Origin of the sequence: Clostridium sp. BL-8 (assembly GCF_002006495.1) — a bacterium.
Classification (GTDB): Bacteria; Bacillota; Clostridia; order Clostridiales; family Clostridiaceae; genus Clostridium.
The window spans coordinates 17,256-43,065 of record NZ_LZZL01000023.1 but is presented as its reverse complement, the minus strand read 5'-3'; the positions used below and the strand labels follow the sequence as shown (position 1 = coordinate 43,065).

Annotated in this window: 23 protein-coding genes; 6 read left to right on the top strand and 17 right to left on the bottom strand. The window is 31.3% G+C overall.

Annotated features, from left to right (window positions below; translation table 11 throughout):
• Positions 1-462 precede the first annotated feature (462 nt).
• Positions 463-936 carry a hypothetical protein gene (locus CLOBL_RS09935; protein WP_077858881.1) on the bottom strand — a complete coding sequence of 158 codons (474 nt, stop codon included), beginning with the start codon at positions 934-936 and terminating at the stop codon, positions 463-465.
• A 203-nt stretch (positions 937-1,139) separates the two neighbouring features.
• Here CLOBL_RS09935 and CLOBL_RS09930 point away from each other — a divergent pair, with 203 nt between their 5' ends.
• Entirely contained in the window at positions 1,140-1,709 is a 570-nt protein-coding gene (locus CLOBL_RS09930; RefSeq protein WP_077858880.1) for a hypothetical protein, read from the top strand.
• Between the two features lie 687 nt (positions 1,710-2,396).
• On the top strand, positions 2,397-4,187 hold the full coding sequence (locus tag CLOBL_RS09925; protein ID WP_077858879.1) for an N-acetylmuramoyl-L-alanine amidase family protein: 1,791 nt from the start codon (positions 2,397-2,399) through the stop codon (positions 4,185-4,187).
• Positions 4,188-4,353: 166 nt separating this feature from the next.
• Here CLOBL_RS09925 and CLOBL_RS09920 read toward each other — a convergent pair whose 3' ends face one another.
• Positions 4,354-5,499, bottom strand: coding sequence for a metallophosphoesterase (locus CLOBL_RS09920; protein WP_077858878.1), 1,146 nt, complete (start codon positions 5,497-5,499; stop codon positions 4,354-4,356).
• A gap of 37 nt (positions 5,500-5,536) precedes the next feature.
• Complete coding sequence (locus tag CLOBL_RS09915; RefSeq protein WP_077858877.1) at positions 5,537-5,947, bottom strand: MerR family transcriptional regulator; 411 nt, start codon at positions 5,945-5,947, stop codon at positions 5,537-5,539.
• 196 nt (positions 5,948-6,143) lie between these two features.
• Between CLOBL_RS09915 and CLOBL_RS09910 the strand changes: the two genes are divergently transcribed.
• The gene (locus CLOBL_RS09910; RefSeq protein WP_077858876.1) at positions 6,144-7,145 is read left to right on the top strand and encodes an oxidoreductase; all 1,002 of its coding nucleotides are present in this window, start codon (positions 6,144-6,146) and stop codon (positions 7,143-7,145) included.
• A 299-nt stretch (positions 7,146-7,444) separates the two neighbouring features.
• Here the strand turns inward: CLOBL_RS09910 and CLOBL_RS09905 are convergent, their stop codons facing one another.
• Together CLOBL_RS09905 and CLOBL_RS09900 are read right to left on the bottom strand one after the other, a co-directional pair.
• Positions 7,445-8,158: an ATP-binding protein gene (locus CLOBL_RS09905; RefSeq protein WP_242953810.1), complete on the bottom strand. Its 714-nt coding sequence runs from the start codon at positions 8,156-8,158 to the stop codon at positions 7,445-7,447.
• Positions 8,145-9,089 (bottom strand): hypothetical protein, encoded by a 945-nt coding sequence (locus CLOBL_RS09900; RefSeq protein WP_077858875.1) that lies wholly within the window; start codon positions 9,087-9,089, stop codon positions 8,145-8,147. The genes CLOBL_RS09905 and CLOBL_RS09900 overlap by 14 nt, the downstream gene beginning before the upstream one ends.
• Positions 9,090-9,549: 460 nt before the next feature.
• Between CLOBL_RS09900 and CLOBL_RS09895 the strand changes: the two genes are divergently transcribed.
• Positions 9,550-10,098 (top strand): TetR/AcrR family transcriptional regulator, encoded by a 549-nt coding sequence (locus CLOBL_RS09895; RefSeq protein ID WP_077858874.1) that lies wholly within the window; start codon positions 9,550-9,552, stop codon positions 10,096-10,098.
• 201 nt (positions 10,099-10,299) lie between these two features.
• On the opposite strand, the gene CLOBL_RS09890 is transcribed toward CLOBL_RS09895, so the two are convergent.
• From CLOBL_RS09890 to CLOBL_RS09835, 12 genes are all read right to left on the bottom strand, one after another.
• Positions 10,300-12,294, bottom strand: coding sequence for a methyl-accepting chemotaxis protein (locus CLOBL_RS09890; RefSeq protein ID WP_077858873.1), 1,995 nt, complete (start codon positions 12,292-12,294; stop codon positions 10,300-10,302).
• A gap of 188 nt (positions 12,295-12,482) precedes the next feature.
• Positions 12,483-12,938 carry a YhcH/YjgK/YiaL family protein gene (locus CLOBL_RS09885; protein ID WP_077858872.1) on the bottom strand — a complete coding sequence of 152 codons (456 nt, stop codon included), beginning with the start codon at positions 12,936-12,938 and terminating at the stop codon, positions 12,483-12,485.
• A gap of 133 nt (positions 12,939-13,071) precedes the next feature.
• Entirely contained in the window at positions 13,072-13,818 is a 747-nt protein-coding gene (locus CLOBL_RS09880; protein WP_077858871.1) for an SDR family NAD(P)-dependent oxidoreductase, read from the bottom strand.
• Positions 13,819-13,905: 87 nt separating this feature from the next.
• A complete protein-coding gene (locus CLOBL_RS09875; protein WP_242953809.1) occupies positions 13,906-15,126 on the bottom strand; it encodes a sialidase family protein in 1,221 nt (406 codons plus the stop codon).
• Between the two features lie 145 nt (positions 15,127-15,271).
• Positions 15,272-16,681: a sodium:solute symporter family protein gene (locus CLOBL_RS09870; protein WP_077858870.1), complete on the bottom strand. Its 1,410-nt coding sequence runs from the start codon at positions 16,679-16,681 to the stop codon at positions 15,272-15,274.
• Positions 16,682-16,775: 94 nt separating this feature from the next.
• On the bottom strand, positions 16,776-17,771 hold the full coding sequence (gene pdxA, locus CLOBL_RS09865) for a 4-hydroxythreonine-4-phosphate dehydrogenase PdxA (protein ID WP_077858869.1): 996 nt from the start codon (positions 17,769-17,771) through the stop codon (positions 16,776-16,778).
• Complete coding sequence (locus tag CLOBL_RS09860) at positions 17,768-19,060, bottom strand: four-carbon acid sugar kinase family protein (protein WP_077858868.1); 1,293 nt, start codon at positions 19,058-19,060, stop codon at positions 17,768-17,770. The genes pdxA and CLOBL_RS09860 overlap by 4 nt, the downstream gene beginning before the upstream one ends.
• 33 nt (positions 19,061-19,093) lie before the next feature.
• Positions 19,094-20,254 carry an iron-containing alcohol dehydrogenase gene (locus tag CLOBL_RS09855; protein ID WP_077858867.1) on the bottom strand — a complete coding sequence of 387 codons (1,161 nt, stop codon included), beginning with the start codon at positions 20,252-20,254 and terminating at the stop codon, positions 19,094-19,096.
• 20 nt (positions 20,255-20,274) lie between these two features.
• Positions 20,275-21,165 carry a 4-hydroxy-tetrahydrodipicolinate synthase gene (dapA, locus tag CLOBL_RS09850; protein WP_077858866.1) on the bottom strand — a complete coding sequence of 297 codons (891 nt, stop codon included), beginning with the start codon at positions 21,163-21,165 and terminating at the stop codon, positions 20,275-20,277.
• Between the two features lie 280 nt (positions 21,166-21,445).
• On the bottom strand, positions 21,446-23,212 hold the full coding sequence (locus tag CLOBL_RS09845) for a sigma-54-dependent transcriptional regulator (RefSeq protein ID WP_077858865.1): 1,767 nt from the start codon (positions 23,210-23,212) through the stop codon (positions 21,446-21,448).
• A 210-nt stretch (positions 23,213-23,422) separates the two neighbouring features.
• A complete protein-coding gene (locus CLOBL_RS09840) occupies positions 23,423-24,496 on the bottom strand; it encodes a galactose ABC transporter substrate-binding protein (RefSeq protein WP_077858864.1) in 1,074 nt (357 codons plus the stop codon).
• Between the two features lie 59 nt (positions 24,497-24,555).
• Positions 24,556-25,080 (bottom strand): hypothetical protein, encoded by a 525-nt coding sequence (locus tag CLOBL_RS09835; RefSeq protein ID WP_077858863.1) that lies wholly within the window; start codon positions 25,078-25,080, stop codon positions 24,556-24,558.
• 237 nt (positions 25,081-25,317) lie between these two features.
• Here CLOBL_RS09835 and CLOBL_RS09830 point away from each other — a divergent pair, with 237 nt between their 5' ends.
• Both CLOBL_RS09830 and CLOBL_RS09825 read left to right on the top strand, forming a co-directional pair.
• On the top strand, positions 25,318-25,542 hold the full coding sequence (locus CLOBL_RS09830; RefSeq protein WP_077858862.1) for a DUF1659 domain-containing protein: 225 nt from the start codon (positions 25,318-25,320) through the stop codon (positions 25,540-25,542).
• Between the two features lie 42 nt (positions 25,543-25,584).
• The gene (locus CLOBL_RS09825; protein ID WP_009167499.1) at positions 25,585-25,803 is read left to right on the top strand and encodes a DUF2922 domain-containing protein; all 219 of its coding nucleotides are present in this window, start codon (positions 25,585-25,587) and stop codon (positions 25,801-25,803) included.
• The last annotated feature ends 7 nt before the right edge of the window (positions 25,804-25,810 follow it).

Genomic DNA, 25,810 nt, shown 5'->3' with positions numbered 1-25,810 from the left:
TTCCACATTGAACCTGTCAATATATTTTGTATTATAAAAGTACATTTATGCCGCAATAGTATATATGCTGTATTTTTGCTATATGATCATTATTCCTCATTGGTAGTATCTCAGCAATCGCAAAATTAAACTACCCTAAAAAATCTAGGAGTTTGTATAGGGAATCGGTCTCATATATCTAGATTTAAGCACTAAATTTACATACCAACCCATAAGTTTTAAAAGCCAAAATATAAAGTGTATTCCTATATATTATCTATAAGAATACACTTTATTTATTTATATATGTTGCAGTTAAAAATTATTAATTATAAGCAATATATATAAGTTCTGATTGAAATAATACATTTTACTAAAATATTAATTTTAAAAATTTTGAAAAAATTTCATCATTCATTTTAAATTGCTAAATGTACAGTGTTAATTGGAACTTATATATTTAATTTCATAATACTAATTATCTTAAAATCTCATTTTCTGGACATAAGCTATTTTTACTATCTTTTCTAATTCCTCATTTAGGGCCAATTGAATTACTTTGTTATTGCTTAATTCAAAAGTATATATATTAAATCCATTTATGTTGCTGTTATAGTATGCTTCTGTTCCTTTTCTAAATGCATTTTTCCTTTCTGTTAAATACACTCTTTGAACCTCACCTTTATTAATCTTTTGAGCAATCCTTCTTCTACTTGCATTGTATACCTTAGTTATAGTAATATCACCATTATATAGCTCATATTCAAAATCAATATACATAAAGTAACTTCCTACAAAAAGTGCTGCAGCAGCTATTGCTAATGCAAGTCCAATTATAATAGATCCTAAAACAAATAATATTGCAGCCACACCAAAAATAATCGCTAAATTTTTAAGCATATTGCTTATTCTTTTAGATCTATCCGATGGTATAAATTGTTCTAAAACTACCTCCATGTTTCCCGCTCCCCTTCACAAGATTATGTTCCTATACTAATATTTTAAAATATTTGAAAATATTTTCAAGTAAATTATATCAAGTGTTTAGTCAAAATATATCTGGTTTTTTATTTTTGTAAGATGTCACATTTATTTAGTATTTATCCTTTTTATTTTTTCAATAATATATGATAAAATTTTCTTGAAAGGTGGCAATAATAATGATTTCATTTATAAAATCAAATTCAAATATTTTAGTTCTCATATTTCTATTATTTTTAACAGTAGATAGTTTTTTACTTATTGTGAAATTTATAAAACGTTCAGAAGCCCTTCCTAAATTAAGAATCTCATACGATATTTTAAAAAGCTACTGCTTTGGCTTTTGTAATAATAAATACAAACTTGCAATCATAAATTTAGAAATAGAGAACATGTCAATGAAACCTATTGATATTACAAATATAAAACTAATTGATAGATCCAAAACTTACATAGCTTCAATTCCAAAACTTGAACCTTATTATGAAGAAGATAAAATCACCTTAGCTAATGAAGATAAATCTAAATCTATCAGCATAGATATTTCCTCCGAAAATATTCTTCAGAATACAAGTATTTCTCCACTCACTTCCTTAAACGGTTATGCTGTTTTTGAAAATTTTGACCCAATTATTTATTCTAGAAGCTATAAATTAGTTGTTGAGACACCTCTTAAAAGTTTTGAAGCAGAGGTTACAATAAATCCACTTGAAGAAGGACTCAATCCTATTATCCCTGAAGATGTATAAGTATATTAAATTTACTTCCAAATTAAAACAAGACATATAAATAAAACTTATAACTATATAGGTTTCTTATCAATTTAAATAAACTAAAGTTTACAGGCAATAAATCAACTTTCTAAGTTATTTATCTATAGCAGGCATATCAGTATGAATAAGATTACTGATATGCCTGTTATTTTTGCTGACTAAAAAACTTTTTCAATCATGTTATTGGATTTTTCACTTCAATAATTTTATTTTTGAACTACTAAATAAGATATAAAACTATTTTCATAGTTTTTACAACTTGATAACAATTAGGAGATAATTATCAAAAATTTTAGTTATATAATAAAAATGAAAAAAGTTGAAAGATAGTAGCTTTAACGATTATAAAAATCTAGATTCATTTCAAAACAGAAACAAATATTACTGATGTTATAAATCCAATCTTATCGTTTTCTTATCAATATCAAGAAAAAATATTTAAATAAATTATAAAAAAGTACTAAGTTTAACCTTTATCTTTGTATTATATTATATAAAGCGATATCAATAACCGCTTTCCATATTGTTTTTCGACTTTTTTTTAAAAAAGGTACCAAAATGTATTTACTGCATTTGTATAATATAACGAGAAAGTAAAATGTTGCTTTATTTTCATTCTAAATTTAAATATAATTATTTTTTTATAAACCAAGGAGGAAGATTATGTTAAAAAGAGCAAACAAAGTTGCAGCTTTATTAATTGCTGCTTCATCAATGTTATCACTTGTACCAGCTATGGCTGCTGATACTACTACTAAAAAATTAAATACTAATGATGGTACTATCGAAAGTGCTGTTGCATTCAGCGATGGTAAATATGTATACCAAGGGTATAAGAGCGATGATGATAATAACTCTATCTATTATAATGATGGATCTAAAGACAAAGAATTAGATGATATTCAAGATGCTGATATTCAAGGTGCATATGATAATAAGTATGCTTTTGCTGAAGATGGAAGCGATCAATACTTAGTAGATCTAACAAATGGATCTGTAACTGATGATACTACTCCAGATGATGATTTAGATACTGCTGAAACAAAATTAAGAACAAACTTAAAGAAGACAGACAGATATGGTCAAATTGACGCAAGTGCTGTTTCATTATCTAGAATCGAAAAGGGAGCAAAATTCGGTGATACTTGGTACTCATATACAGCTACTCCAATAAGCACTGCTGATGGAAAAGATTATACACTAAATAATCAATTATTCGGATTTACTAACCAAGCAGGAAAATATATAGATATTTCTACTACTGCAAACATCTATGCTTATTCTGCTACAAAAGGTAAAGTAGTTAAAATCGATGACTTCACTAATGATTACACTGATGTAGACAGCGATACTAAGTTATCAGCTACATTAGCAGCAGCACCACAAGTTTTAACTCAAGATAAAGATAATTTCTATGTAAAAGTAACTGTTAATGTTTATGATGCAGCAGCTACTACTCAAGTAGGAACAACAACTTCTGCAGCTGCAGTTTTTGGTGATGCTAGTGCAAATGTTCTTACAACACACACATATATCCAAAAGATCTCTAAAGCACAAGGAGATCAAAAAGATGATGCTTACCTTCCAAAGACTGTAACTTCTTATGAAGTAACTAAGGGTATACTTGATTCTGGGGATGCAGATGATGCATATGATGCAATCAATGCTGCAGATGATTTCTCAGTAGTTAATGGACAATTATTAGCTATAGTTAACTCTGGAAGCAATGTTAAAGTAACTTCTATCGATTTAAAGAAAGATAAAGTTAACTTTGAAGGATCTAATAAGCCTACAAGCAGCAAAGTTGATGTTTACTTAGCTGAAAAGAATGATTCAGATGATGTTGATGTAAATAGCGATAAAGCTTATGACATAGACGTAGACGGAAACGTATGGGTTGTTGCTGACGGAAAAATTTATGAATTTAAGAATAATGAAATGACTAAAATATATACTTGTGATTCTTCATTAGATTCTTTAAGCATTTATGATGCAAACAACTTAGTAGCTTGGGAAGAAAATGGAGATATATATTCAACTGTTAGTGGAACTAGTTCAACAGATCCTACTACACCAGTAGATCCAGCAAAAACTGGATGGGACAAGCTAGCAGATGGAACTTGGAACTTCTATGATGCAACTGGTACTAAAGTTGTTAACAAATGGATTAACGATGGTGGTGTTTGGTATTACTTAAAGGCTGATGGTGTCATGGCTACTGGTTGGTTAAATGACAACGGAACTTGGTACTTCTTAAATGGATCAGGCGCTATGAAGACTGGCTGGATAAATGATAATGGTACTTGGTATTTCTTAAAATCATCAGGTGCTATGGCTACTGGATGGGTAAATGATAATGGTACTTGGTACTACTTAAATTCATCAGGTGCTATGCTTGCTAATACAACTGTTGATGGTTATGTATTAGGAGCTTCAGGAGCTTGGATTAGATAATTAAATTAAATAGCTTATAAATTATAAAATAAACCTATAATAAATATCTTAAAGCTTGAATTTCTGCACGCTCTTAGCGGAAATTCAAGTAAAATTCCCAAATTTCTTTCTTAAATTTTTTGTATGTTGCTGGAGGTGAAAACTTCCAGCAACTCTTTTTTATATATCATTTCTTTGTGAAATGTATTATTATATCTACCACCTCTGAACTGCTGCCAATTCTTATAGGTGGTCCCCATGTCCTTGCACCACTGGACACTATAACTTGAAGCTCCTTCATTTTTAAATAACCATAATCAACTTTAAAAACTTTATTTGTAATCAAGCTGAAGGGAAACATCTGTCCCTTATGTGTATGTCCAGATAGCTGCAAATCTACTCCAGCTTCTTCTGCTTCTTCTAAATCAACAGGCTGATGATCCAAAGCAATAATAGGCAGCTTTCTATCTATATCCTCCATTAGCACGGATACCTTTTTACGTTTCTGCCTGCTGATTCTTTCATAAAATTTATCTTCTCTTCCTATAAGGTAAAAACTATCAGCTATTTTAACAGTACTATCCCTAAGCACATTAACTCCCGCCTGCTTAAATCTTTCTATGCGGTATGCTGAATCACCTTTATCATCGTAGTCATGATTTCCTAAAGAAGCATAAATTCCATATGTACTCTTTATCTTTTTAAAATTATATTCCTTAAGTTTAAGCTCCTTAAAATCTCTATCACGGTTAGCATCTATAATGTCACCTGCAATTAATACAATATCAGGCTTTATTGAATTAATTTTATCTACTAATTTTTTCATGCCCTTATCCTGCAGACTGTTAAGATGAATATCTGATAAAAGTGCTACGTGCAGTTCTTCCAAAGTGCCTACTTCTTTAGGAATCTCTATATCATATGAAGTTACTTTTAAATTCTTTGCATTTATACTTCCATAAGCAAGCAGACCTAAAACAATAACAAGCAGCAGCAGACCCGCATTGAAGGAACTAATAAAATCCATATCTATACTCTTATTAAGTAGCCCAATTATCCTAAATATAGTAATAAATATTGTGAGGTAAACCATTGACCCAAACCAATACGAAGAGGCTAGATAAGAGCTCTTCTGCAAATAACGTGGCAAATAGCGGTTCCATATTACTCCTATTAAGCTCCCTACTACAAGCAAAGAGAAAATAATCCAATATACATTTTCACTTACAAAAGGTATTTCTATAAATATAGTATTCCAAAGCCAGGCTCCAATATAATAGTTTATACCTCCAAACAGGGCTATTACTGCACCTATAATAAAATAAAATCCCATGCTCATACAGCTCCTTATCCTCATAGATTACAAAATCTTATATTAAATCATGCCTATCTTTCTTAAGCATAATTTCCTTAAATTCATCTCTAGAGATTTTTTCATCATAATAATCTAATTTTAAATTCACAAGTTCTAAAAGTTCAGTGTATTTTTTTATTTCTTTTTGTATTAAATCCTTTTGATCCTGAATGATATTTCTTCTTTCTGCCTTGGTTTCATCTCCCTTAACGCAAAGTTTAACGTAATTTTTTATGTATGCAATAGACATTCCCATGGTTCTCATGCAGTTAACAAGCTGAATCCATCCCAAATCATCATTTGTATATATTCTTCTGCCGTTATCATCGCGCTTAACAAAGGGCAATAATCCTTCACGTTCATAATATCTTAATGCATATGCTGATATATTTAATTTTTGTGACACCTCTTTTATTGAATAGCTCATAATTATCTCCTTAAGAATAATCTATAAATTTTATATCAATTAGTATAGTAACAATTATAAGAATTAAACTAATTATAAATCAATATTTTTTTAATTATATGTTGACTTACAGTGCAGTGTAAGAAATATACTGGGGACATGGTAAGAGATTTTAACTTCTCTTATGAATTGTTTCATCTAAAAGGAGGAAAAATACATGGAAAATACTATTCAAGCACCAATAAACTCAAAATATGACTTTTTCTCAACAGCTAAGGACGTTATAGGTAATATAAATTTACATGAAAAAACTGCAATTGTTACTGGAGGTTATTCAGGAATTGGCCTTGAAACAGCTAAAGTTTTAGCAGAAGCTGGAGCTACAGTTATAGTACCAGCTAGAACTATTGAAAAAGCAGAGAAGGCAGTAGCTAGAATTCCAAATATAGAACTAGAGACTTTAGATCTTATGAATCCTGCTTCTATTGATGCCTTTGCAGAAAGATTTATTGAATCTAACAGACAGCTTGATATCCTAATAAACAGTGCTGGAATTATGGCCTCACCGCTAATGAGAGATGAAAGAGGCTATGAAGCTCAATTTGCAACTAATCATTTAGGACATTTTCAATTAACAGCAAGACTTTGGCCAGCACTTAAAAAATCTGGTAATGCAAGAGTCGTTGCAGTTTCTTCAAGAGCTCAACGTCTAGGCGGAGTTAATTTCGAAGATCCGAACTTTGAACACATAGAATATGATAAATGGAAAAGCTATGCTCAATCTAAATCAGCTAATGTACTTTTTGCCGTTCAGCTTGATAGACTTGGAAGAGATTATGGTGTGAGAGCTTTTGCAGTTCACCCTGGCTTAATTCCTACTACAGACCTTGGCAGATTTAATGATACTGGAAAAATTACTAAGCAAGAAATTAAAACTGATAACAAAGCTGCAGACAATGACAAAAAATCTTCATCCAATGAGCAGGCAAACGAATTTAAAACAATTGCGCAGGGTGCTGCTACTTCTGTATGGTGTGCTACAAGCGATGAGTTAAATGAAATGGGTGGCGTATATTGCGAAGACTGCAATATTGCAGAAGCTGTTCCAGCAGATAGCGTAAAAGCAAATGGGGTACGTCCTTGGGCTATTGACCCTGATTATGCAAAGAAGCTTTGGCAGCTAAGCGAAAAACTCACTGGCGTGAAATTTGTATTTTAAGAATTAATAGTTCTCTATATTAATTATTGGTATCTATTATTTCCCTCCAGTTTACTCAGCAGTAAATACACTTAATTACTAGATTGGATATGCGTGAAATAAAAATACAAACCAGCTCTAATAAATTACATTGACAAAACCAGTTGTTTTAATAATTTGAAGCAACTGGCTTTTTATAGAATTGCTTATTTAAATGAAAGTTAATAATTTCATAAGTTTCTAATTTTGCTTACTATAGACTTTAACATATGCATTTTCCTAAGAACTTCAAATTAAAATACTTGTCCAAATATATAAATCTATTTCTTAACTTGGAAATCTATAGTGCAGCTATTTTTCATTCTATAATTATTTTCAACTCCTATTATTTCATATAGGTAATTCTGCGACATCTCTTTAATCCTTCCGCCAATTGCTTTATCAATATTAATTAAATCCTTCAGTAAATATTCACTGCTTAGCATTATAGGCAGATTATTTATATATCTATGATTTATGATTTCGCTTGTAATCCTTAAATCACTTTCTGTATGCCCATTTTTGAATAAATCATCTATGACTAATATTTCAGCATTCTTATATTTTCCGATTATACTCTGATATATATCACCATTTAAGACATTTTGCTTCAATTCTGTGATTGCATCTATATAGCTCATGTACACAACCTTTTTCTTCTTCTTACTTACAAAATTATTGATTAGTGCAACTAAAAGATGTGTCTTTCCAGCTCCACTGTCACCAAGCAAAGCCAATGAATTACCCGCCTCATCTTTAATGGTATCGAAGGCTAAAAAGTAATTAGTCGCAATATCCTTCATATTTTTAACCTTAGAATTCCATGGTTCAAAATCCTTAAAAGATTTTTTAATAGCACGTGTTCCAAGTCCTGTTGCTGCCAGCTGCTCTATTGCAAACTGTGCCTTGCTGCAATTGCACTTAGAATATGAATGTCTTTCCTTGTGATATATCCAGCCTGTATCATCACATAATATGCATCTAGTCGATTCCAAACTCTGTGAGCTCCTCATTTGTATAGTGGGTAAATTCGCGTTTTGGGAGCTCGATTCTAATGTCCTCTGCACCCTCATTAAACACTCCTCTATCCCTTTGGGTAAATCTTTTGCTATTTCCACTGCCTCCACTCTCCTTTTTCCATACTTCATAATTAACCTTATTGCTTCCCTCTTCCATAAACGTGCTTATTCCATTTTTTCTGCTTAAAAAATCAACTAAACTCCACTTATAACTAAAATAGAATTCACTCTTTAGTATTTCACTATAAACATCTATCGCCTGAATAATTTTGTCCTCTGAATAGTTTTTTAATGCCTTTGCTATTGCTTTCCCTATATCAATACTAAAAGTTTTATGAACTATTATTTTTTTGCTATTCCAATGACTATATATATTAATATTATTTATATCAGTATTGTTATTATTAGTATTATTAAGTGTGTGATTTACCGTTAGCGGTAAATCTGCTTTCGGTATAAGTTCTGACTGTATAAGGCTTTCTTCTGTTTCTTTGTTCTTCCTTATTACTTCTTCCGATACTAATTCTTTCGATTTTAAGCTCTGCTTTATATACCTGTCCTTTTGTAATCTATCTTCCACTAATTTAGGCTTTTCTGCTATAGACAGAACTGCTTCAGGCAACTCATAAAAAATATATGACATCTTACCAAATTCACCTTTATTTCCTTTTTCCTGATATCTTTTTAAATATCCCGCTTCCATTAATTCCTTTAAGTAACCCTTTATTTTAGAGAGTTTATCTTTTTTAGTTATAAAGTAATATTCTCCAGTGAATGTCCATTTATCATGATGCGCCAGCACATAGGCCATAAGTCCCCTTGCACCATAACTTAAATTTTCATCTGTTAATATCTCATTTAGTATCTGCGTAAAATTCCCTTTATGTTTTGCTCTATATATCGACACAATATCACCTACTTTATTTCAAAGTTATTCTAAAATACTTTTTATAACCTGATTTGTTAGCAATTCTTAGCTGCTTTCATAATAATATATGCTCAATTTTATTCTCATGTTTATCTCAATCCCCCTAAATAAAAATCATCTCTACTCTTACATAATATGTCAATTATATATCGTTGTCAACGATATATATTATCGTTTTTTATGTTTTTACTAGTAAAATTAAAAGAATAAAATTGAAGGCGAGTGTGAATCTGAAGATTTTTTATTCATATGCCTTTTTAAACTTATGCGAGAAAAATCTGGCAAGTTAATAGGAAATACTATACTCATTCGAATCATCATAATCTTCTCATGAATTTTAACGTTACAATTGTAACCTTAATTTAAATATAGTATAATGTTAGCAATAAAACACTTTATCCGCATATTGGTTAAGTATCACAAAAGAAAGGATATTGTCATGGAAAAAGGAACTAATAACGTGCAAAATATACTAACCAAAGAAAGCATTTTCACTGCTCTTATGATCTTAATGGAAACTAAGGACTTTAAAGAAATTTCTATTACGGAAATAACTAAAAAAGCTGGAGTTTCAAGAATGGCTTTTTATAGAAATTATGATGAGAAAGAAGATATCATAGGAACTTATCTTGAAGAGCTTTTTAAGGAATACTCTAAGGAAATATCAGGCTATAGCAACTCAGATGATAATAACAGCATTGAAAGTCTTCGCCTATACTTCTCTTATTTTAGAAAACATGAGAAACTGATTTCAAATCTAATTAAATCAAATTTAATAAATATGCTTCTTGAAAAATGCATTGATTCTCTCTACACCCTATCTAGGGAGACTTCCTGCGGTGAATCTTATTCTCCAGAAAAGCAATCCTTTTGGATTGAATATATGGCTGGTGGGTTATATACCGTACTGATTAAATGGGCTAAAGGCGGCATGAAGGAAAGTGACGAATATATGGCTGAAGTCATCTCTGAATTTATACAAAATTAGCCTTATAATTATTAGCTATATTATAGTCAAATTCATATCACTTTCGACCTTTAATTTTATGTTTTCTCATATCTCTGCGAAATAAAGATGACTCAATCACATGGTTGAGTCATCTTTATTTTAATCTATTATTTTCACAAGCTTCTATATGTATGTATCTCTTATTAAAGAATATGATTATATCTTTCTAAAATTTCATCTCTAGACTTTAAAATTATTTATTTCTTCTAACATTTGATTAGTCATATCATTGAGTATTAATGCCGCTGAAGCTACCTCTTCTGTTGTTGCATTCATTTCTTCAGATGATGCCGAAATCTCCTCAGATGACGCCGATACTTCCACTGAAACAGAAGACACATCTTCTATTCTAATCAAAATTTCATTTTTATCCTTTTCTATATCCTCAGCAGAATTTCTAACTGTTTCAATTTTTGGAATCACTTCATCTACTGCTTGTATTATTTTTTTGAAGGAAGTCATTGAGTTATCTATAATACTAGTTTGATTCATCATTTCATTATCTATTGTAGCTGATTCCTTAATTATAACTTCAGCATTTTTTGCTATTGCATTTATCAATTTATTAATATTTTCTGATGAATCTTTTGATTGTTCAGCAAGCTTTCTTATCTCGTCTGCAACTATTGAAAAGCCTCTTCCAGCTTCCCCTGCTCTAGCTGCTTCTATAGCTGCATTTAAGGCTAATAGATTAGTTTCTTCTGCAATGCTATTTATTAGGGCAGTAATTTCATTTATTTGATTTATATCATTTCCAAGGGCCATAATTTTTCCATAAAATTCTTTAAGCAAATTACTTGCATTTGTAACTGATCTGTTTAATTCATTCATTTCGCTACTGCTGTCACCTGCCATTGAACTAATTTCTCTTGAGTTTTTATCAACAACTTGTATTTCTGTCACCATTCTAGATAGCTTATTACTAAATTCATTAATGGTCTCTGATATATGTATTAATTCCTCCGACTGATCACTTGCACCTTGTGCCACTCCTGATATTGCTCCTGTAACATTTTGTGCTATATTAGCTATTTCTTCTGAAACAGATGATAAATTTTCCGATTGTTCGCTGATGCTTAAAGAATTTTCTTTTATTTTTTTAATCATTTCTCTCAAAGATTCCTGCATTGATTTCATGGAATTAGTCATAACACCTACTTCATCCTTTGATCTCAAATACTTAGCATAAACCGTCTCACATAGATTACCTTGTGCTAATAACTCTAAATGTTTAGAGGTTAATTTTATTCCTTTAGATATATTGTTAGAAATAATGAGAACTGTAATAAATCCAATTAATATAAATAGTATAGCTGATAGTACTGTTGAAAGCTTTAAGCTGTCTAATTCTGATAATATTTCAGTTTTTTCAACTGCAATCCCTACGGACCAATCAGTTCCCTGCACAGGAGCATACCCAACATATTTATCTGCTCCATTATACTTATATTCACCTATGCCTGTTTCCTTAGTTAGCATTTTATTTTCCACATCGGCAAATGATTGTAACCCAGCATCTTTTTTTGCTTCTTCAATTATATTTGACATCTGCAAAACTAAATCTTTATTCTGATTTGCAATAGTTGTTCCAACTCCATTTACCATAAAAGCTGTACCCGTTTTTCCAATTTTGACCTGATTAGTTAGATCACTTAATCTGTTTCCATCTTGTTTTTCAAGCAAAGCACCGATAATTTCATTATTATATTTAATAGGAACTGCATATATAACAACGATTGATCCATCAGTTTTACTTACTATTGGATCTGTTACATTGCTTTGCCCTGACATTGCTTTTTTGAAATAATCCTTTTCTGAACAGCTGCTCTGTAATCCATCTGAATTAATTGAATTTCCATCTTTATCTACTAAAATTAATTTAGCTCCATCAATTCTTTTATTTTCACTCAAAAGAATAGGCACCTTTTTATCCCATGGAATATTAGGATCTTTTATGTCATCTCTTGCTGCAATTGCCTCTAGCACATTTAAGTCGCCTTTAATTAATCCTTGAATATTACTTGCAGTCTGCTCTGCAATTTTAGGTAAGGTCTTTCCTAAGTTGGATTTTAGTGCATTTGATGACATGATAAAAGAAATTGCACCTAATACCATACACGTGAAACATATTAATATGCTTATAGATACCATTAACTTTGCTTTTATACTTTTCATAGATATCTCTCCATTCTTATTTTCCTTTTAAATTTACATTATTGTTAATTGTCAAATGTATATTGTTAATTAGAATATATATAAATTAAAGTATAGTTTTATAGCCTCAATAAATTTTTATTCATTGAGGCTGTAAAATCGCTTGTCTTCTATAATTTTAAAAGTATCCTTAATTAAAATGTATTTACCTAATCCAATGCTACCTTGAGTACAATCTTCTTTACCTGACATGGATCATCAATTGCAATACATGCTTTATGCCCGTCTTCTGGATAAAATACAACGAACTGCCCTTCATTAACAATAAGATCATTTCCACTAGCGTTTTTATATAATGCTTTATCACTCTTAATTAGATCATCTTCCGCTAAGATAAGTTTATGTATTGGAAGATAGCTCATTTTTTCAATCCCACTTACAATAAATTGAATATCAATATAGCGTTTATGAGACTCAAAGCGACATAAACCTGACTCCTTTGTTGTATAAACTTGTACTAAGGCAAATATATCTTCACCTTCAATTAAGTGTTTTCCTGTTTCCAAAGCTTGTAAATCATTTTCTTGTAGAAATTTAAAAGCCCTTCCCATCTTGTCACTTTCCTTGTAATAATGTTTAAAATCTTTTAAATCTGCAATAATCATCTTGTATCATCTCCTTTTAATGTAACTCTAAAATGATTATAATCTTATATTTTTTATATAGTTATTCATCTATTTAATATCCTCTCACCTATTCGTTTCTGAAATATAAGATATATATTTTTTTACTAGCAGCTTAATTCATATAAGTACCACCATTTATATTTATAGATTCACCCGTTATGAAATTAGACTTATCTGAAGCTAGAAATAAAACAGCCTCTGCTACATCTTGAGCTGTTCCTATTCTTCCTAATGGAATCTTAGCAAAAACCTGTTTGCGATATTCCTCCGTCCATTGTTTGGACATATCAGTTTCTATAGGCCCTGGGCAGACTGCATTAACGCAAATATTATGTTTAGCCATTTCCAAAGCTAAATGCTGTGTAAGATAATTTACACCTGCTTTTGATGCTCCATATGAAGGTGATGCATTACGATGTGGAGTTTTAGCTGTGGTTGACGATACATTTATAATTTTTCCAGACTTCTGCTCTATCATATATGGCAAAGCAGCACTGCAAGAATAAAAAGTACCATTCAAGTTTGTATTAATGACTTTCTGCCAATCTTCTGGATTAAGTTCTAGTGTAGGTATACGAGTGTTTATTCCTGCATTATTTACAAGAATATCAATCTTTCCAAAAGCATCAACAGCCTTTAAAGCAGTTTCTTTAGCTGTATTAGAGTCTGATATATCGCCAATATGAATTATACATTTCTGGTTAAGCTTCTCTATCTCCAAGGCTACTTCCTTAAGCAGGCTTTCTGTATTTCCTGTAATTACTAACGATGCTCCATTCTTAGCTAAAGTTAAAGCAATTTCCCTTCCGATTCCCCTGCTTGCACCTGTTACTATTGCAATCTTTCCTTCTAATAACATCTAATCCCTCCTTCTAACTTACTCATTGTTTAATACTTATCTTTTAAATTTAAAACATAACCTTCTTCCTAAATCACATATAGATAGTTACTTTCCTTCTTTAATCCATTCCTCAGAAATGCAGACATATTTGATATATTGTCTAAAGTAAGTAAATGTAACATTTATTTTTCCATCTACAGTTTGTTTTACAGAAGGATATGAAAATTCACGATTTACTTTTTCTTTAGAATTATTACTCATGCAGTAACCATCACCAACTTCAATATTTCTCTTGTATGGCCAGGTCTTTCCTCCATCTTCTGATATTGCAATTGCAAGTGGAGCTCTTGGTGTTCCCCAGAAAGCTGTTTTTCTTTCAGTACCATTATTTTCTGGAACAAAAGCACTTTCTTCTGCACTGCTTTCAGTTTCTGTAGTATCTTCTTCATCTTCTATCTCATCGTATAATGAAGCTCTACGTTCTGTAGCCTTTTCAGCGTTAATATCATTAAACACTAATGCTAAATGACCATTATCAAGCACTGTAAATTGGATAGAAGAATTATTGTTTGGTAATTCTGTAGGAACTGGTTCTGTCCATGTTCTTCCATTGTCAGTTGATCTACTCATATATATATTATCTGCCCAGCGGCTTCTATATAAAGCTAATAATGTACCATCATGCAATTTTTCTACATTCATATGAACACAGCCTGTGCTATTTGGAACTTCATATTCAGACCAAGTCTTACCATTATCATTTGAAATTTTAACAGCACTTACATCATAATCACCATTCCATTTTTGTCCTTTTGGTGTATAGCAATAGAATATTGGAATAAGCCATTCAGAATTATCTAATACAATTATTGGCTGACGTACAAAGGTACCTGGTTTATTAAATAAAACCTCTATTGGTCCCCATGTATTTCCGTTGTCTTTAGATACTCTATATCTAACTATAGCCGTGTCTTGATTTCCTGATTTTTGTGCTGTATATACAAGCCATAAGTCCCCGTTAGGTGCTGGGAATAAAATAGGATTCTGCTCTGATCTATTAGGATCTTCTGATAATTTCACTGGTTCTGTCCATTTTGTTTCCCCTTTATTTAATCTTGACATGAAAATTGATATGTCTGCTATACCTTCCTGAGTTCCTGAAAACCATACACATAATAGATCCCCATTAGGTAAAGGCATTACATTTGATGCATGATTTTGAATACAGAAGGATGGTAATGCTGCTTCTACTCTATCTAAATCTCCATCAACTTGATATAACTTTCCTTGCTCTATATTAACATCATTTTTTTCTATATTACTCAAATTAATCACTCCATTATATTATATTTTGCTAATTTTTTATATTTAGAATGTTACTTTACAAATAAGTTTAACCTCATAATAACTAATGAAACAATATACTTTTATATTATTTCACTAGTTATTTTTATGAGTAAATAAACACTTTTTAACTAACTGCTTCCTTCGGGTTTTCTACACGCTTCTTATTTCCGCCAAATAATCTGTCTATAATCATTACTATAATTGGTGTAACTATAGCAACATATATATTATCAATTCCATATGGATTACCCATTGCGTACCATACTGAAGTTGTAACACATGCAATTCCAAGTCCTAAGGTTGCTCCACGATTGCTATTAAACATTGGAAGGAAGAATCCCATAACTGCAATTATAGCTATTGTTAAACGAAGCGCTTTAGTGAAGAATGACAATGAAAGTATTGATGGAAACATGAATACAAATAGTAATGGTGCAAAACCAATTATTAATGAGAAAACTCTAGTCATCTTGAATTCCTTTTCAGCAGTAGGTTTACAATATGGTACATAGAAATCCTTTACTACCAAGGAAGCAATTGATAAAGCAACAGTACTTACACTTACAAATATTGATGCTACTAACGATGTAGTAACTACTCCTGCTAGGAATGGACTCATGCCATTTATGAAAATTGGTAATGCATATACGCTCTTCATATCTGGGTAAAGATACTTAGCTGCAACTCCTATTATTCCAAGAAAAATAGCAATTGGTAAACATAATACTCCAGCATATACAGTTGATTTCTTAGCTTCTGCTGCACTTTTAGTTGATGAAACAGCTTGAATGATGTATTGAGTTGAGAATATAGCACCTACTGTTGCAACTACCCAGGCAATTACTGTGCTTGCTCCGATATGTCCATCCCATGTAAAATAAAATGATGGCATATTTTTAATCATTGGGGTAATTCCACCTGTTTGAGATAATGCAAATACTAAAATTAATATAACTCCAAAATATTTTAATGCTGTATGTAAAATTGTCACATATGCGATACTCTTCATTCCTCCAAAGGCGAAATAGAAAGTACTAACAATTGCAATAACCACATATGCTATTGGTAAGTTAATTGAGAATACGCTAGATATTGCTGCTGCTCCACTAATATAGTTTCCAACGTTTACAAGAAGCAGCGCATAAATCATAATGAGAGAAACTGCGATTTTTGTTGATTTTCCAAACTTTTGTTCAATCATTCCTGAAATTGTAACCTGACCTGAATTATACATTCTCTTAACCATGAATAATCCGAAAAGTACAAATCCAATTGTAGCAGCTACTGTTGACCAGGCAGCAGCTATCCCTGATGTGAAGGCTTCCTGTGCTGTTCCCACTGTAGACTTAGCACCAATGTACTCTGACATCATTAAAATTCCCACGATAAATGCAGGCATAGACTTAGCAGCCGTCATAAATTGTTCATTAGTTTTGCTACGTAATTTAATTGTTAACCATGAAGTAAATATAATATAAACTATTATCATACCACCTATAAGCATAAGACTTGATGTTGAAAAATGTTGGTTCATTTAATTCATCTCCCTTAAATTTTTATGATGTTATTTTTCAGTAAGTCACCTATATTTCTATAAGTGACTTAAAAAGTCTCAAATTTTAATAATCTTATTGTTTAGGTGCTAATTCTGCACCAGATTGTATAGCCGCAATCATACTTGTTTCATCAGCAATATTTTTCCCCGCTATATCAAAGGCTGTCCCATGATCTACTGATGTACGAATTATTCCACCCTTTAAGCCTACAGTTATATTAACTCCATCTTCAAAACCAGATACCTTAACTGGCACATGACCCTGATCATGGTAGCAGGCCACAACTATATCAAATTCTCCACGGATTGCACGGAAGAACACTGTATCTGCTGGATAAGGTCCAGTTACATTAACACCTTCAATAGCAGCTTTTTCTATTGCCGGAATTAATTTTTCTTCTTCTTCACCATATCCAAACATTCCATTTTCACCGCAATGAGGATTAATACCTGCTACAGCTATTCTTGGATTCTTATTACCTGCGCTCTTTAATGTGTCGTTTGCAAGATTTATAACCTTGTAAGTACGATCTGGATTTATAGAATTAATTGCATCTATTAATCCTTTATGAGTTGTAAGGTGAATTACCTTTAATTTAGGTGTTGTAAGCATCATAGAATAATCTTCAGTTTCTGTTAAATCTGCAAGAATCTCAGTATGACCTGGATACATATGACCACCTAAATGAAGTGCTGCCTTATTTAATGGCGCTGTACAAATAACTTGAATTTGTCCTTCTTTTGCTAAATCAACAGCTTTTTTTATAAACTTAAATGCTGCATCTCCGGCTTTAGCAGAAAGTTCTCCAAAAGGAAGATCAGCTGGCAGCAAATCTAAATCAATACAATCAATTGTTCCAACATCAAACTTACATTCACTAGTATTTTCTACTTTATTAAAATTTACCTTTGATTTAGTGACAGCAGCTGCCCTCTCTAAAATTTTTAGATCTCCAATTACAAGTGGTCTGCAAATATCATATACAGAGTTGTGTTCTAATGCCTTTACTATAATTTCTGGGCCAATTCCTGCTGCATCTCCCATTGTAATAGCAATTATAGGTTTCATATTGTGCCTCCTTTAAGTTTATTTAATGCATTTACCATAGCCAGCTTACTCCCAAAGTTTCCAGCCTTGGTAACAGCATAAATTTCTTTTTTACTTTTTGTATAACCAATTGGAATGCCAGGTTCTACTTCATCCATTAGACGAAGCACCTTTACATCTAACTTATCTAAAACTTGATATGCAGTATCTCCTCCTGTAAGGAAAAGATGATTTATATCTAGACTATTAATTAACTCCACCGCTAATTCGCCTAAGGTATCAGCAATAATATTACTTAGTTCTATGGTGCTTTTGCCGATTTCAGATCCTATAGCCTGTATTTCTTTAACATTATTTGAAGAGAAAAGTACAATATTCTTTTTTTCATTGAAAGCTTTTGCTGCTTCCTCTTTGAGCCTATTAATTTCTTTTTCCTTAACTTCATTATCTATTAATACCTCAGAGGAATTCATTTCAATCCCTATTACTTCTTTTACCTTTAACAACTGTTCTAACTGAACTCTTCCTATTGCACTTACACTTCCTACTACTAATAAGACAGGCTTTTCTGTTGGCTTAATTAATAAGTCAATGCCTTTTTGTTTTAACCCATAAACTTTTGGTAAGTAATTCATAAGCCCTGCAGATCCTACCCAAACAACAGAATATCTAGTTTTACAGATAAGCTCTGATAAGATTTCTAAATCAGAACCTTGAATCGAGTCTACTGTGACATAAGAAATATTATTTTTCTTAAATTCCTCTAACAAAGTGACAACCTTTTCAAAACCCTCATGCAAATCACCGCAAGAAATATGACCAATATCCTTATTAGACTGTTTTTGTATAAGTCTTGTTATATTTGAATCTCTTACAGGTGTTTTAGGATCATTTGCCACCTCTGTTTCATGCAATTGTATATTATTTAAAAAATGTATACCATCAATTATCTGGCGTCCATTTTGAGGGTATCCAGGAGCTATAAATACAAAGTCCGGCTTAAAAACATCATATACTGCATTAATCTCCTGACCTATATTTCCCCTCATGGTAGAATCAATTTTTTTATAGACTATATCATATTTTTCATCTTTTATTCTTTCACAAATATGTTTAACTTTTTCATATGCTTCTTTTCCAGACACAGATCGGCTATCTGTGTTATAAATAATAGCCTCTCCGTCTCCTTCTATACTTGAATTATTGTTTAAAATAACAGAAACGTCTAAACCATAATGTATAAGCTGACCACCACAATCACTTGCACCTGTTATATCGTCTGCAATAACTGCTAATCTTATTGATTTCATAATACTTTTCCTCTAATAACTTTCTATAATGAATCAAAGAATACTCTTATACAATGCACGAGCATCTTCTGGTGTGACCTTACGCATGTTATTGTCTAAAAGTCGTGTAACTTCCATTCCTGCTTTAACTAACACATCTAAGTCAGATGCTGGTACTCCAAAAGTAGATAAACTTGTTGGGATATCCAGATGTTTTACAATATGTTCAAGCTGTTTAATGATAAATTCACTTTTTTCTTCTATTGAAGTGCAAGCTTTTTCTCCATGAACACATCTATCATATGCTATAGCAAATTTTTCACGACATACTGGTTCATTAAATCTCATAACAGGTGCTAAAAGAATTGCATTAGAAACACCGTGAGCAATATGATATTTACCGCCAAGAGGGTAACTTAGTGCATGTACAGCTGTTGTTCCTGAAGCTGTTATTGCAACTCCTGCGTAGAAACTTGCAATTTGCATTTTATTTTTAGCTTCCATTGCTTCAGCATCATCACAGGCTGAAATGATATTGTTAAGAATTATATCTAAGGCTTCAAGAGCAAAAATATCACTAAAAGGATTTGCCTTATTACCAGTAAAGCACTCAATGGCATGAGCTAATGCATCTACACCTGTAGCAGCTGCGATTTTTCTAGGTAATTTTTTAATCATTATTGCATCTAAGATAACATAATCCGAAATCATTTCTTCATTTACTATACCTATCTTTAATTCTCTTTCTGGAACTGCCACAATTGCATTAGGTGTAGCTTCAGCTCCTGTTCCCGCTGTTGTAGGTATCACTAAAGTCTTTATACACTTTTTAGCTAATTTAGGTTGATCAAGCAATTCGTAAACTCCATACTCATCTGTTACAAGTATGCTGGCAAGTTTTGCAGTGTCTATAACACTTCCTCCACCTACTGCCATAATGAAATCAGCCTTACTTTCTTTAAATTGATCTACAAGCTTTTGTACTTCACCATATGTAGGTTCAGCTGGTAATTCATCAAGTATAATTATTTCAACTCCTGTTTCCTTTATAAAATTCATAGGATAATCTAGTAACCCTGCACTCTCAATTCCTTTGTCTGTAAAAACAGCTAATTTATTTACTCTATTTTCTAAAAGAATTGTTTTTATGTTTTCCAATGAATTTTCACCACTATATACAGCATGTGGCATTTTTAAATTATACCTATCAAGCATTTTATACGACCTCCCTTTCTTTATATTTCTGCTTTGTCTTTATAGTATTGAACCATTGCCTTAACTTTCTCAAGAGCTTCACCTGATAATTCAGCTATCGGAAGTCTCGGAGCTCCTACTGGAATTCCACTAAGTTCAACTGCTTTCTTTAATGATGCTGGAATTGATGATAGTGAGAAAGTATCTCTAAGTGGTTGTAAAGCTTCCTGAGCTTTTTGAGCTTCCTCTATACTTCCATTTAGCCAGTTGTTATAAATTGCTACAACTGTTTTTGGTAACATATTAGCGGTTGCTGCAATTGCTCCTACTCCACCTGCCATTAAAGTTTTTAAGATTAATGAATCTGTACCTGCAAGTACTGAAAATTCTTCATCCTTAGTCACATTAATATATTGTTCTATATTTTCAAATTTTCCGCTGCTATCTTTTATACCTACGATATTTTTAACCTTTGCTAATCTTGCAACTGTTTCTGGTTCTATTGTCATTCCAGTTTTTCCTGGTATGTTATATAAAAGCACTGGTATTGATACTGCTTCTGCTATTTTTTCATAATGAGCAGCTAGATCTTCTTGCGATGGAGTTACAAAATATGGTGTTATAACAGAAAGTGCATCTGCTCCAAGTGCTTCCATCTTTTTAGATAACTCAATAACTTCTGCTGTTCCATTTCCCCCTGTTCCAATCATAACTGGAACTCTTCCCTTCGCTTCATCAATAATTATCTTAGCTATATTTAATTTTTCTTCTTCGCTGAATAAATGAAACTCTCCATTTGTTCCGAGTGTGAAAAGACCATGAACTCCTGCTTCAATAAAATAGTTTGTCATTTCACGTAATACTTTTTCATTCACCTTTTGGTCACTATCTAATGGTGTTAACATAGCTGGGAATATACCTTTAAATTCCATTTTAATCCTCCTTTTATGAAACGCATCGTGCAATTGTTTTCATGAGTTTATTATATATTTATTCGTTTAATTTGTAAACACTTTTTCATAAAAAATATGTTTGAATTTATTTTTCGTCTATTTTGTTTAATATTTAAACAGTTTTATTCTTTGAATTCTTCCTTACTAATCAAAAAAATCTAAAACAAATTAATTTATGCTATTTAATTATTAATATTATTAACCAAAGCTTAATTGGAATATATATAGCATAATTAAAAAAGGGTATAAAAAAAGGCGCTTATTTTAATTTGCGCCATAAAGTGGTTCTCGTTATTTTCAGACGTTCCGCAGTACGAGTATTGTTCATTCCTTCTTCTATCCAAACCTGCTTAATAATCCTCTGTTCAATTTCATCTAATGAACCAGTTAAATCAATATTTAATTTTTCCGATGACATTTCCATATTAGAAAGCACCTTTTCAACATCTTCATCCTTTATATACGGCTCATCTGCCATAAGCACAAGCTCTCTAATTGCCTGCCTAAATTGATCCATATTACCCTTCCATTTAAAATTCTTAAGTATCTCTGTTGCCTCTTCTCTAATTCCAACAACTTGCTTTCCAAATTGCATATTAAACTCATTTATATAGATACGAGTTAGATTTTCTATATCTTCTTTTCTATCAGACAATGCTGGAAGATGCAAAGTTAAATTAGAGAGAATCTTATATAATTCATATTGAAAAGTTCCTTCTTCTGTGAGTTTTACAATATTCTCATCTGATGAAACAATAAATCGACACCCAAATTTATTTTTCACTAGGCAATTTACTAACTGTTTTTGAACCTCTATTTTTACTTTATGTATGTTCTTTAAAAAGACTGTCCCTACATCATCAAATATCGACTTTTCACCTTCTAAATCAGCTTTAAATAAGGCTTCAATGTTCTCATCTGAAATTATACTGCAATCAGCCACTAATAAGGGTTTATCTTTCTTGCTACTGTTAAAATGAATATATTTAACCAATTTTTCTTTTCCTGTTCCATTTTCTCCAATAATCCAAATTGGCTCCTCAATGTCCAAGTACTTTTCTATCCTTGTTAATGCATCTTTCATTTTTTCATTCTTAGTCACCAGCATGTTAGTTATATTAACTGATTGATTTTCATCAGTTGGTATTATTATCATTCCCGGAATATCTTTATAATGATTAAGTCCGCATTTTTCAATTCGGCATACTGCAAGTATAGAATCATCTTTAATTAAACTTCCTGTAATTCTCAAATATTCATTTTCTATATGTAAAACTGATTTATATCCACCATTTTCAAATATCTTACCAGCTAAACTTTCCAAGTTTAATAAATTTTTAAATTTGCTTATTTTTTCATCAAAGAAAGGATTCGAATAAATAACTGATTTGAGTCCTTTATCATAAACAATTATCCCGTTATTTTCACTATCAATAATTTTCTTAGTTATAGATAATTCCTTATTTACTCTTATGGAATGTTCGTAAACCTTCTGAGCATTTTTGAATGCCTTTGAAACACTCTCTTTACCTGATGTGAGCAAGATTCCATTTAGTCCCAAGCTTTCTGCCTTTTTTGCTGTAATAAAATCTCCAATTATAGCTTGATATCCTTCTTGTTTAAGTTTTATCAGCATAGGCTCTACCTCTGCTTCATCCTTTATTGTATAAGAAGAGATATTAACATCCAATATCTCACAAACTGTTGCAGCACCTGTTGAAATTGATGCGAATCCCACAATAGCAATCTTTCCCGGATAATCCTTCAAAAGTGTTAAAACTCTTAGCATATCATATCCTGAAATTTCAATCTCTATAACCGGAATTGAAACCACCTTTTGAATCATTTCTGCTGTACCACCACGGCTTATGATAACATCTGTATTATTTATCAATGCTTCTTTTGCTAATTTAACTCCCTTTTCCAGATCTCCAACTTCAACCTGCAACTCAAATTCTTCATTTTTGCCAACATCTATCATTAACTCCTTTAATCCTTCATAAGGAGCAATTGCCATAACTTTCATTACTTCACCCACTCAACAACATTACTACATTTTTTATTATAGCATACTCTTAGCAATAGTAGTCATAATCAAATAGATGTAATAATACGTCTCTTCTATAATGTACTTTTATATGTATCCTAATTATATAAGATATATTAAAGAGTTTGCACTGCATATTTTGTGTTCGTATTCATGTAAGTATTGATAATATAGTTTCATTATTTCAGCTTAAGTAGGCTCTGCGCTTTTAATATTGCTGACTTTATTTTGAGTTATATATCCCTCATATGGTACTAAGATTATTACACCTGTTTTATCAAATTTATAATTTGTTCCCTCAAGAGGCTCCATGCCTAATATTAAATTCATTCCCACAGCATAAATTACATCTGCAACCTTCTTAGTATCTTGTGCAACAGAACCATACATTTCTCCTTTCTTTATTAACTCTTGGGCTTCCGGCACTCCTCCAATTCCAAACACAAGAATTGTCTTTGATTTATCTTCTAAATTGTATCCATGCTTTTGTAAGGCTCTAATAGCTCCTATTGCCATAGAATCATTATTGGAAATTATACCTTCAATGTTATTGGCATACTTAAAAAACACTTGTTTTATTACATTTTCAGCTATATCTGGATTCCAATTAGCACTTACTTCTGTTAGTTCTTTTGTTTTAATTCCAGCCTTATTAAGTACTTCAGTCACCTGTTGTGTTCTTTCAGCAGTCACAAAACTTGTCGGCTGACCTTTGAGCAGAACATATTCCATTATATTGTTGTCATTTTTATCTATGCTTTTCCTATAAGTATTCCATGCATCAATAATCATCTCCCCTTGCAAGGTACCTGCCTGAACTGAATCAGTATTTATTGAAACAGCCTTGGGATAACTTTTAATAAACTTTGATATAGCAGGATTTATGTTAAAAAATATTATTGGAATGTTTTTTTCCCTTGCATTATCAATAATTTCTTCCGTCAGTTTAGGCTGCTCTTCCTCAAGAATACCTAGAACCAAAAGATCATAATTACCATTAATCATATTATTTATTATCTCAATCTCTTTTGCAGGATTGCCTTCTCCATTAAAAAAAACAAATTGAACATTGTCTCCATTCTCCTTTTGAACGTCCTCTAAACTTTTTTTAATACTCAAATTATATGGATTATAATAATTATTTAATAACACTCCTATTTTTATTTTCCTGTTAGTATTTGACGCAATACTTGTAATTTGTGTATTACAACATATTGATATAGTTATTATCATAGCTAAAATTATTATTCCTTTTAATCTCATCCTTCCGACTCCTTCGCATAACTTGTTCTTAATTATTAAATACGCTCAGAATCTTCTAACTATATAACAAAATAAACATCTATATATGCTGTCATCTGATCTCCTAAAGTAAGATAATAATATACAGGTATCATATAGCTTGAATAAAATAACTTTTTTGCTTCTTGTACATTAGCTTCTATTGACCTTATTACAAGTTGTTGATTCCTAAGACTTATAATGTAGCTGTCCGCAATGAGCATAATCTGTTCTGAAAAAAACACATCTGCAAAAGAATCTCTATATGTGTTTGTATTCCTTTGCAAATTTTCTCTAACTCCTTGCATCTGTTGAATATAATTCTGAATATTTGTATTTGTTGCTTGTAATTGTTCCGTTGTTAGATCTGGACTTATGTCAATTACAGTTAAATTAGAACGTATGGTTTTAATCTGCTGAAAATCATTAAGGATACCTTCTTTAGCCTTCAAATCTGTTACTTTTGGTCCAAAAGGTGCAGTTTTAACTTGTGCATATGCTGGATTTCCTATTGAAAAGGTCATAAGCAATATAAATATTATTAATCTCTTCACTTGTTTTCTCATTATCAGCTCTCCTTTTTATAGAAATTGTGTTCTTTTAGAAACTAATTCTTATTTATGGTTAGTTATTTTAAAAAATTTTATTCCCTATACAAATTCATAACCTTAAATATTTTGCTTTTTCTAATTAAGAACCAATCCTATCTATAAAAAATTTTAAAATAAATGAGATTTTTTTATGTAAAATCTAAAAAGCATCCATATATCCTTTATGAAAACAAAGTAAAGGAGGTAGTAATCATGGCTGTAACAAAATCAATTCAAACAACATCTTTAAGCATTGAGGTTCAAAAAAGCGTAGATAAAGCTGGGGATCCAATCTATGCTAAAAAGACTTTTTCCAATGTGAAGACAGATGCAGCTCCTAAAGACATCTACGATGTTGCTGAAGCAATAAAAGGTGTTTTGGATTCTAAGACTAGAGATTGTTTTATCAATGAGTCTTCTAGTCTTATCACTGCTTAGTGTGCTAATACTGTAAATTAATAAAGATTGGAGGTGAATTTAATGGAACAAGCTTTAGCTATGACTTTTTTAACTGCAGATGGTGAAAAAAGTACTTTAAGCATCTCTGGCGTTAGAGATAATCTTGCCAAGGATGAGATAAATGCACTTATGGACACTTTAATTGCCAAGAATATTTTCAAAACTAATTCTGGTGATTTCGTTAAAAAATCCGGTGCTCAAATAACTCAAAGACAAGTTACTAAATATGATGTAGCTTAGACACAAG

Excerpts from the sequence above, each read along its gene's own strand:
- CLOBL_RS09935 (WP_077858881.1), bottom strand. The coding sequence starts at position 936 with ATGGAGGTAGTTTTAGAACAATTTATACCATCGGATAGATCTAAAAGA.
- CLOBL_RS09930 (WP_077858880.1), top strand. The coding sequence starts at position 1,140 with ATGATTTCATTTATAAAATCAAATTCAAATATTTTAGTTCTCATATTT.
- CLOBL_RS09925 (WP_077858879.1), top strand. The coding sequence starts at position 2,397 with ATGTTAAAAAGAGCAAACAAAGTTGCAGCTTTATTAATTGCTGCTTCA.
- CLOBL_RS09920 (WP_077858878.1), bottom strand. The coding sequence starts at position 5,499 with ATGGGATTTTATTTTATTATAGGTGCAGTAATAGCCCTGTTTGGAGGT.
- CLOBL_RS09915 (WP_077858877.1), bottom strand. The coding sequence starts at position 5,947 with ATGAGCTATTCAATAAAAGAGGTGTCACAAAAATTAAATATATCAGCA.
- CLOBL_RS09910 (WP_077858876.1), top strand. The coding sequence starts at position 6,144 with ATGGAAAATACTATTCAAGCACCAATAAACTCAAAATATGACTTTTTC.
- CLOBL_RS09895 (WP_077858874.1), top strand. The coding sequence starts at position 9,550 with ATGGAAAAAGGAACTAATAACGTGCAAAATATACTAACCAAAGAAAGC.
- CLOBL_RS09890 (WP_077858873.1), bottom strand. The coding sequence starts at position 12,294 with ATGAAAAGTATAAAAGCAAAGTTAATGGTATCTATAAGCATATTAATA.
- CLOBL_RS09885 (WP_077858872.1), bottom strand. The coding sequence starts at position 12,938 with ATGATTATTGCAGATTTAAAAGATTTTAAACATTATTACAAGGAAAGT.
- CLOBL_RS09880 (WP_077858871.1), bottom strand. The coding sequence starts at position 13,818 with ATGTTATTAGAAGGAAAGATTGCAATAGTAACAGGTGCAAGCAGGGGA.
- CLOBL_RS09870 (WP_077858870.1), bottom strand. The coding sequence starts at position 16,681 with ATGAACCAACATTTTTCAACATCAAGTCTTATGCTTATAGGTGGTATG.
- pdxA (WP_077858869.1), bottom strand. The coding sequence starts at position 17,771 with ATGAAACCTATAATTGCTATTACAATGGGAGATGCAGCAGGAATTGGC.
- CLOBL_RS09860 (WP_077858868.1), bottom strand. The coding sequence starts at position 19,060 with ATGAAATCAATAAGATTAGCAGTTATTGCAGACGATATAACAGGTGCA.
- CLOBL_RS09855 (WP_077858867.1), bottom strand. The coding sequence starts at position 20,254 with ATGCTTGATAGGTATAATTTAAAAATGCCACATGCTGTATATAGTGGT.
- dapA (WP_077858866.1), bottom strand. The coding sequence starts at position 21,165 with ATGGAATTTAAAGGTATATTCCCAGCTATGTTAACACCATTAGATAGT.
- CLOBL_RS09845 (WP_077858865.1), bottom strand. The coding sequence starts at position 23,212 with ATGAAAGTTATGGCAATTGCTCCTTATGAAGGATTAAAGGAGTTAATG.
- CLOBL_RS09840 (WP_077858864.1), bottom strand. The coding sequence starts at position 24,496 with ATGAGATTAAAAGGAATAATAATTTTAGCTATGATAATAACTATATCA.
- CLOBL_RS09835 (WP_077858863.1), bottom strand. The coding sequence starts at position 25,080 with ATGAGAAAACAAGTGAAGAGATTAATAATATTTATATTGCTTATGACC.
- CLOBL_RS09830 (WP_077858862.1), top strand. The coding sequence starts at position 25,318 with ATGGCTGTAACAAAATCAATTCAAACAACATCTTTAAGCATTGAGGTT.
- CLOBL_RS09825 (WP_009167499.1), top strand. The coding sequence starts at position 25,585 with ATGGAACAAGCTTTAGCTATGACTTTTTTAACTGCAGATGGTGAAAAA.